Source organism: Gordonia sp. QH-12 (genome assembly GCF_001578675.1).
GTDB lineage: Bacteria > Actinomycetota > Actinomycetes > Mycobacteriales > Mycobacteriaceae > Gordonia > Gordonia sihwensis.
Map to the genome: position 1 here is coordinate 22,836 of NZ_KQ969309.1, position 6,982 is coordinate 29,817.

General features: G+C 66.8%; 6 protein-coding genes and 1 pseudogene. 6 read left to right on the top strand and 1 reads right to left on the bottom strand.

Features of this window, described 5'->3' with window-relative positions; translation table 11 throughout:
* Positions 1-5 precede the first annotated feature (5 nt).
* From Y710_RS17560 to recQ, 4 genes are all read left to right on the top strand, one after another.
* A complete protein-coding gene (locus tag Y710_RS17560) occupies positions 6-1,175 on the top strand; it encodes a fatty acid desaturase family protein (protein WP_006897567.1) in 1,170 nt (389 codons plus the stop codon).
* 154 nt (positions 1,176-1,329) lie between these two features.
* A complete protein-coding gene (locus tag Y710_RS17565; protein WP_006897568.1) occupies positions 1,330-2,265 on the top strand; it encodes an alpha/beta fold hydrolase in 936 nt (311 codons plus the stop codon).
* A gap of 46 nt (positions 2,266-2,311) precedes the next feature.
* A complete protein-coding gene (locus Y710_RS17570; protein WP_006897569.1) occupies positions 2,312-2,617 on the top strand; it encodes a hypothetical protein in 306 nt (101 codons plus the stop codon).
* Positions 2,618-2,625: 8 nt separating this feature from the next.
* Positions 2,626-4,452 carry a DNA helicase RecQ gene (gene recQ / locus Y710_RS17575; protein WP_062368027.1) on the top strand — a complete coding sequence of 609 codons (1,827 nt, stop codon included), beginning with the start codon at positions 2,626-2,628 and terminating at the stop codon, positions 4,450-4,452.
* 3 nt (positions 4,453-4,455) lie between these two features.
* On the opposite strand, the gene Y710_RS17580 is transcribed toward recQ, so the two are convergent.
* The gene (locus Y710_RS17580) at positions 4,456-5,370 is read right to left on the bottom strand and encodes a hypothetical protein (RefSeq protein ID WP_062368028.1); all 915 of its coding nucleotides are present in this window, start codon (positions 5,368-5,370) and stop codon (positions 4,456-4,458) included.
* A gap of 194 nt (positions 5,371-5,564) precedes the next feature.
* On the opposite strand from Y710_RS17580, the gene Y710_RS17585 reads away from it, so the two are divergent.
* Together Y710_RS17585 and Y710_RS18600 are read left to right on the top strand one after the other, a co-directional pair.
* Positions 5,565-6,074, top strand: a complete 510-nt coding sequence (locus tag Y710_RS17585; RefSeq protein ID WP_062368032.1) for a DUF4395 domain-containing protein — start codon at positions 5,565-5,567, stop codon at positions 6,072-6,074.
* A 46-nt stretch (positions 6,075-6,120) separates the two neighbouring features.
* Positions 6,121-6,982: pseudogene (locus tag Y710_RS18600) on the top strand (IS5 family transposase); the annotation flags it as partial.

Sequence of the window (6,982 nt, forward strand, 5' to 3'; positions counted from 1 at the left end):
CAGCAATGGCCATCAATATCAGCGACTACTTCCGCACCGAGACCGCCCCGGCGGCGGGCACCCGAGTCGACCTCAGCTACGAGCAGGTGGAGCAGTTGGGCCGGGAGCTCGACGAACTCCGCGCACGTATCGTGGCCGACCTCGGCGAGTCCGACCGCGAGTACATCTACTCGATCATTCGCGCGCAGCGGAAGCTCGAGTTCGCCGGCCGCGCGGCGATGTTCGTTCCGTTCCTTCCGCCGGTATGGCTCGCCGGCGTCGCGTCGCTCGGGATCGCGAAGATCCTGGACAACATGGAGATCGGCCACAACGTGATGCACGGCCAGTACGACTGGATGCGGGAGGACACCTACAACTCGCGCGAATTCGACTGGGACAACGTCTGCCCCGGTGACCAGTGGAAGCACAGCCACAACTACCTGCACCACACCTTCACCAATGTGCTCGGCGAGGACCGCGACATCGGCTACGGAATCCTCCGCATGGCACGCGACCAGAAGTGGCACCCGTACTTCCTCGGGAACCTCGCCTACGCCACCGCGCTGATGGTGCTGTTCGAGTGGGGTGTGATGCTCCACGATCTCGAGGCCGAGAACGTCATCCAGGGCAAACGCAAGTGGAGCGACGTCAAGGGGCTGCTGGGCGGAATGTGGCGCAAGGCACGCAAGCAGGTCGCCAAGGACTACATTCTCTGGCCCGCGCTCACCGGACCGTTCTTCGTCTCCACCCTGGTCGGCAACGCCGGCGCCAACCTGGTCCGCAACATCTGGGCGTACTCGATCATCTTCTGCGGTCACTTCCCCACCGGCGCTCAGACCTTCACCGCTGAGGAATGCGTCGACGAGACCAAGGGCCAGTGGTACGTGCGGCAGATGCTCGGGTCGGCCAACATCACCGGCGGCCGGCTCTTCCACATCATGAGCGGCAACCTCTCCCACCAGATCGAGCACCACCTGTTCCCCGACGTCCCGGCCAACCGCTACCCGGAGATGGCGGTCGAGGTCCGCGCGATCTGCGAGAAGTACGGTCTGCCGTACAACACCGGTCCGCTCCGCAAGCAGCTCGGCTCCACGTGGATGAAGATCGCGAAGCTGTCGCTGCCGAACTGGATGACCCGCGACGACAACGACATCGTGGTCAACATCGAGCGTTCGAAGGCCGTCGACGCCGCCTGAGGGTCGGACACGCCTGAGATCGTCCCGTCGACGGTGCACCGAGGGCAATATGCCCTCGGTGCACCGTCTGCGGGACGTTTTCGGTCGCCGGCGGATACATTCGGCGCATCCCCACCGGCCGTGACCGGTGTCCTCCGACAGTCAGGACTCTCCCGTGGCACTCACCGAATTGACCTTCACCTCCCACAACGGGCGCGACACCGTGCACGGCTGGATGTACCGGCCCACCAGACCGGCCCGGGCCGTCGTCCAGCTGATCCACGGTCTCGGTGAGCACTCCCGCCGGTATCTGCATCTGATCGGCCGGCTCCTCGATGCCGGATTCGCAGTGGTCGCCGACGACCACGCCGGACACGGCAAGACCGCGATGGAGTCGGGGTTCTGGGTCGACACCGGCGACGACGGGGCCGCGACCGCCGTCGCCGACGAGCTCACGCTCATGGACATCGCACGCGCCGAGTATCCGGACCTGCCGCACGCGGTGTTCGGCCATTCGTGGGGATCGATGATCGCCCGCGGTCTGGCCGCACAGCGCGGCGACGATCTCGACGCCCTGATCCTCTGCGGCATCGCCGCGCAGATCAGGGGTATCGAGACCGTGGTCGATCGCGGGGCGCTCGCCGCCGAGCCCGACCGCAGCGCTGCCGCCTCCCCGGAGATCGTCGGCGCCGTGTTCGACGGATTCGTCTCCCGTTACGGCGACGGAGCCGGTCCCACCGACTGGGTGGCCCGCGACCCCGACGTGGTGCGCGATCACTCGGTGGACCCGTTCAACAATTTCGGCGCGCCCATGAGTGTCCGGTTCCTGCAGGGATTCATCGACCTCTACGACCAGGTGAACAGCGACGAGTGGTATCCGCAGATCCGCCGCGACCTCCCCGTCTTGATCCTCGCGGGCGACCAGGACCCCGTCACCGACTACGGTGAGGGCGCCTATCACGTCGCCAACCGGCTCGTCGCGACCGGCCACGCCGACGTGCGCACCCGCGTCTACACCGGCTTCCGCCACGAGGTGCACAACGAGCCGGAGATCCGCGACGAGGTCGAAGGCGAGATCGTGGCATTCGTCGAGAAGTCGCTTCGGCGGTGAGGCTTACCATTGGTCTTCAGCAGGGCACCGGCAGGAGGGACGAGAAGTGGTCGGACGTGCAGAACGGAACAAGGATCTGATCCAGGAGGTGGTCGAGAGCGCCGCGCATCGGGTCGGCAACATCACGTCGATCATCACCACCGCCGTCGCCGACGTCGCGCGAGAGATCGGCGAGTTGGTCACCGACGGGTTCGAGATGCGCGAGGCGGCCAAAACCGCACGGAACGACTCCGAACCGGAGGCGAAGCCGAAGACCCCACCGGAGGAACTCGACTCGCTGAACGGCTACGACGACGACACGGACGAGGATGCGGACGCCGACGACGGCGGCTCCGGTCGAGAGGACCACTGAGCGACATCGTGCCCGACCAGTATCAAGTCCTCCGGGACGTCTTCGGCTACTCGGAGTTCCGCGGCGACCAGGAGCAGATCGTCTCGCACGTGATCGGCGGAGGCGACGCCGTCGTGCTCATGCCGACCGGCGGCGGCAAGAGCCTCTGCTATCAGGTGCCCGCGCTCGTCCGTGAGGGGTGCGCCGTCGTCGTCTCGCCGCTGATCGCGCTCATGGCCGACCAGGTGGGAGCTCTGCGCCAACTGGGCGTCCGCGCCGCCTACCTGAACTCCACTCAGCTCCCCGAAGAGCGAGCGGAAGTCGAAAGAGCATTCCTCGCAGGCGAACTCGACCTGATCTACGTCGCCCCCGAACGGCTGAGCCAACGGGGGACTCGCGAGTTCCTGGCGCGCGGCACGCTGTCGCTGATCGCGATCGACGAGGCGCACTGCGTCTCGCAGTGGGGCCACGACTTCCGGCCGGACTATCTGGCGCTGGGAGAGCTGGCGGACATCTGGCCGGACGTTCCGCAAATCGCGCTCACCGCGACCGCCACCCGCCGCACGCACGAAGAGCTCACCGCGCGGCTGCACCTGGAGGGCGCACGCCACTTCGTCTCCAGCTTCGACCGGCCCAACATCACCTACCGCATCGAGCCCAAGGCGCAAGCCAACAGGCAACTGCTGGAGTTCATCCGAACGGAAGGCGTCGTCGACGGCGAGCCCGCGACCGGCATCGTCTACGCGCTGAGCCGCAACAGCGTCGAGAAGATCGCCGAGTTCCTCCGCGCGAACGACGTCGACGCGCTGCCCTACCACGCGGGACTCGACCGCCGGGTGCGGGAGGACACGCTGCACAGGTTCCTGCGCGAGGACGGGATCGTGGTGGTCGCGACCATCGCCTTCGGCATGGGCATCGACAAACCCGATGTGCGCTTCGTGGCGCACGTCGATCTTCCGAAGAGCATCGAGGGTTACTACCAGGAGACCGGACGCGCCGGCCGCGACGGCCTGCCGTCGGTGGCGTGGATGGCCTACGGGCTCGCCGACGTCATGAACCAGCGGCGCCTGATCGACCAGTCCGACGGCGACGCCGCACGGCGCCGGGTGCAGTCGCAGCTGCTCGACGCGATGCTCGCACTCTGCGAGACGGCGACGTGCCGGAGGCAGCAGTTGCTGGGGTACTTCGACCAGCGGATCGAACCCTGCGGCAACTGCGACACCTGTCTGAACCCGCCGAAGACCTGGGACGGCACGGTGCCGGCGCAGAAGCTCCTGTCGACCATCTTCCGGCTCGACCGCGACTTCAACCGGTCGGCCTATGGCGCCGGTCATCTCATCGACATCCTGCTGGGTGTGGACAACGCTCGTATCCAGCAGCAGGGCCATGATCGCCTCACCACCTACGGCATCGGCACCGAACTCGACGCCAGCGGATGGCGAAGCGTGGTCCGCCAGCTGGTGGCTCTCGGAATCATCGCTCCGCAGGGCGATTACGGAGTGCTGCGCCTCACCGAGAAGGCCGCCCCCGTTCTGCGCGGTGAGACCACGGTAATGCTCCGCGAGGACACGAAGGCTCCGGCACGCTCCCGGAAAGCCGCACGCTCGAGCGCACCGGACCTGCCGGACGCCGACCGCGGACTCTTCGAGGCACTGCGCCGCTGGCGCTCGTCCGTCGCGAAGGACGCGGGGCTGCCCGCCTACACGGTGCTCGGAAACAAGACCCTCGAAGAGCTCGCACGTGCGAAACCGTCCAATCACGAAGAGCTGCTGGCGATCTCCGGTATCGGGCAGAGCAAGCTCGAGAAGTACGGCGACCAGGTCCTGGAGGTCCTGGTCGATTTCGAGTCCGCGTAGCGGTCAGTCGACCGCAGTGCTGAGATCAGTACCGTCACTGCCGTCCTCCGGCGATGTTCCCTCGCCGGTCGACATAAGTACTGATCTTTGCAGCATCGCCCGGTGCTTCGCCGAGCGTGCCCGGTGCCGGTCCCTGGCGGTGACGGCTTTGATGTCGGCGAGGACCGCGTCCCAGCCGTAGAGCACGTCGTCGTAGGTCAGGCGCAGCGTGAGCCACCCGTCCACCAGAGCGCGGCGGTCGCGGCGGCGGTCGTTCGCGTACCCAGTCCGGGTGGCGTGGTGCAACACGCTGTCGCACTCGATCAACAGTCTCCCGATCCGCAGATCCGCCCACCCGACGCCCTCCACATACGGCTGGACCGTCACATCGAACCCCGCCGACCGCAGCCGGACACGGGCGATGCTCTCCGTCCCGGACTGCGCCCGCCGATCAGTCTTCGCTATCCGCCGTTCCACCGTCCGCCCGGCTCCGCGCAGCTCGGATCGAAGATCCGCACGCGTCTTACCCGTGAGATTCAGGTACGAGTCACCGACCGCGATCCATTCCTCGTCGGAGAGGCAGCGTGCGGCGTACGCCAACGCGACGGGAACCGGATCGACAGCCCGCGTCGCCGTCCGCAGTGAGCCACCGAAAGGCCGACAGGCGACGTTGACGCCGGTCAGGTTCGTGCTCCTTCTCAAGTGCAGACCGCCGTGTCCCGGCGGCACCCACAACTCGTGAAAGCGGAGAGCGTCGACGCAGGTGAGCACTCCACCGTCACGGACCGCCGCAGCCGCCCTCTCGTCGTGAGCCGGGAGCGCGAACCACCCAGCCCGCAGACGCACCAGCGATCCCCCGCGTACCGCCCGCCGGATGGCCGCGTCGTCGTATCCGGCGGCGAGAAGACCGCGCCGCGAATGAACTCCCGAATCCCTCATGTGTCTTTGGACGCATGACGCCGCGTACCGGTTCCGGCACGCACCGTCGTCGAGCCACGACCGCGCCGCAGGCCTTCGGCTCACGGTGAGTCAAAATCTTGGATCCGAAGTCCACCGGTCTTATCGTGAAGCGTCATCGCTTGATTGGAGTACCCGTGACCGACTCAGACGTCTTCACCCAGGTCGATTCGTCGATCGCCGTCGCGGAGACGCCGTCGTGGCACCGCGGTGTGTTCGACTTCCCCAACCCGGTCAACGACTACGCGGCACGCTCGACCGCCGGTCTCGTCATCGCGCTCGCGATCGTGGCCATCGCCGTCGATAAGCCTTGGCTGTACGGGCTCCTGGCCCTCGGTTTCGCCCTGCGGGTCGCGGGCGGCCCGCGGTACTCGCCGTTCGGCAGGCTCGCCGTGCATGTCATCGTGCCGCGCGTCTGGAAACGCACGAAGATGGTTCCCGGACCACCCAAGCGGTTCGCTCAGACCATCGGCCTGGTCTTCTCCGGCTGCGCATTCGTACTGTCTGCGGCGGGTTTCGGTCTCGCGGCACAGATCGTCGTCGGGCTGTTGATCGTGGCGGCGTTCCTCGAGTTCGCCTTCGGTCTCTGCCTCGGCTGCATCGGATTCGGACTGCTCCAGCGCGCCGGAATCATTCCGGACAGCGTCTGCGAGGCCTGCAACGACTTCGGCCGTAATCGGGCCTAGGGCGTGTCTGACAAATAGGCGGGGCAGGTTCTGAGAGGCTGAGGTCATGTCGCGGTTTCAGGTGCTCTCGGATGCTCAGTGGTCGTTGATCGAGGACATGCTGCCGAAGCCGACGGGCCGTAAGGGGCGTCCGTTCTCCGATGCTCGGACGATGGTCGAGGCGATCGTCTACCGGTATCGGTGCGGTATCGCCTGGCGTGATCTGCCGGAGGTGTTCGGTCCGTGGCAGACAGTCTGGACGTGGCATCACCGGATGGCGAAGGCGGGGACCTGGGATCAAGTCCACGCCAAGCTCACTGCCGCCGCCGACGCTGCAGGACTGGTGGATTGGTCACTGTCGGTGGACTCGACCATCGCTCGCGCCCATCAGCACGCCACGAACACCACGCGCCTCACAGGGGGCTGGATCGAATTACACGAATCCGGAGACCGAGCCGCCTGACCACGCCGTCGGCCGATCCCGAGGCGGACTCTCGACGAAGATTCATCAGCTCGTCGACGGCAACGGACTGCCACTGGTCACCTTGCTCACCGCTGGCCAGGCCGGTGACGCTCCGATGTTTCTGCCGCTGATGAGCCAGCTGCGGGTCGGCCGCGAACGAGGTCGGCCGCGCACCCGTCCGGACGCGGTCCGCGGTGACAAGGCCTACTCATCGCGGGCGATCCGCACCCACCTGCGAGCGCGCGGAATCAAAGCCGTCATCCCCGAGCCCGACGACCAGAAGGGCCACCGCAAGCGGCGCGGCTCCCGCGGCGGCAGACCTGTCGCCCTCGATGTCGCCGACTACAAGAACCGCAGCGTCATCGAACGCCGCTACTGCCACACCAAGCAGTGGCGCGGACTGGCCACCCGTTACGACAAACACGCCGTCAACTACCGAGCAGCGGTCGTCCTCAACGCCGTGATC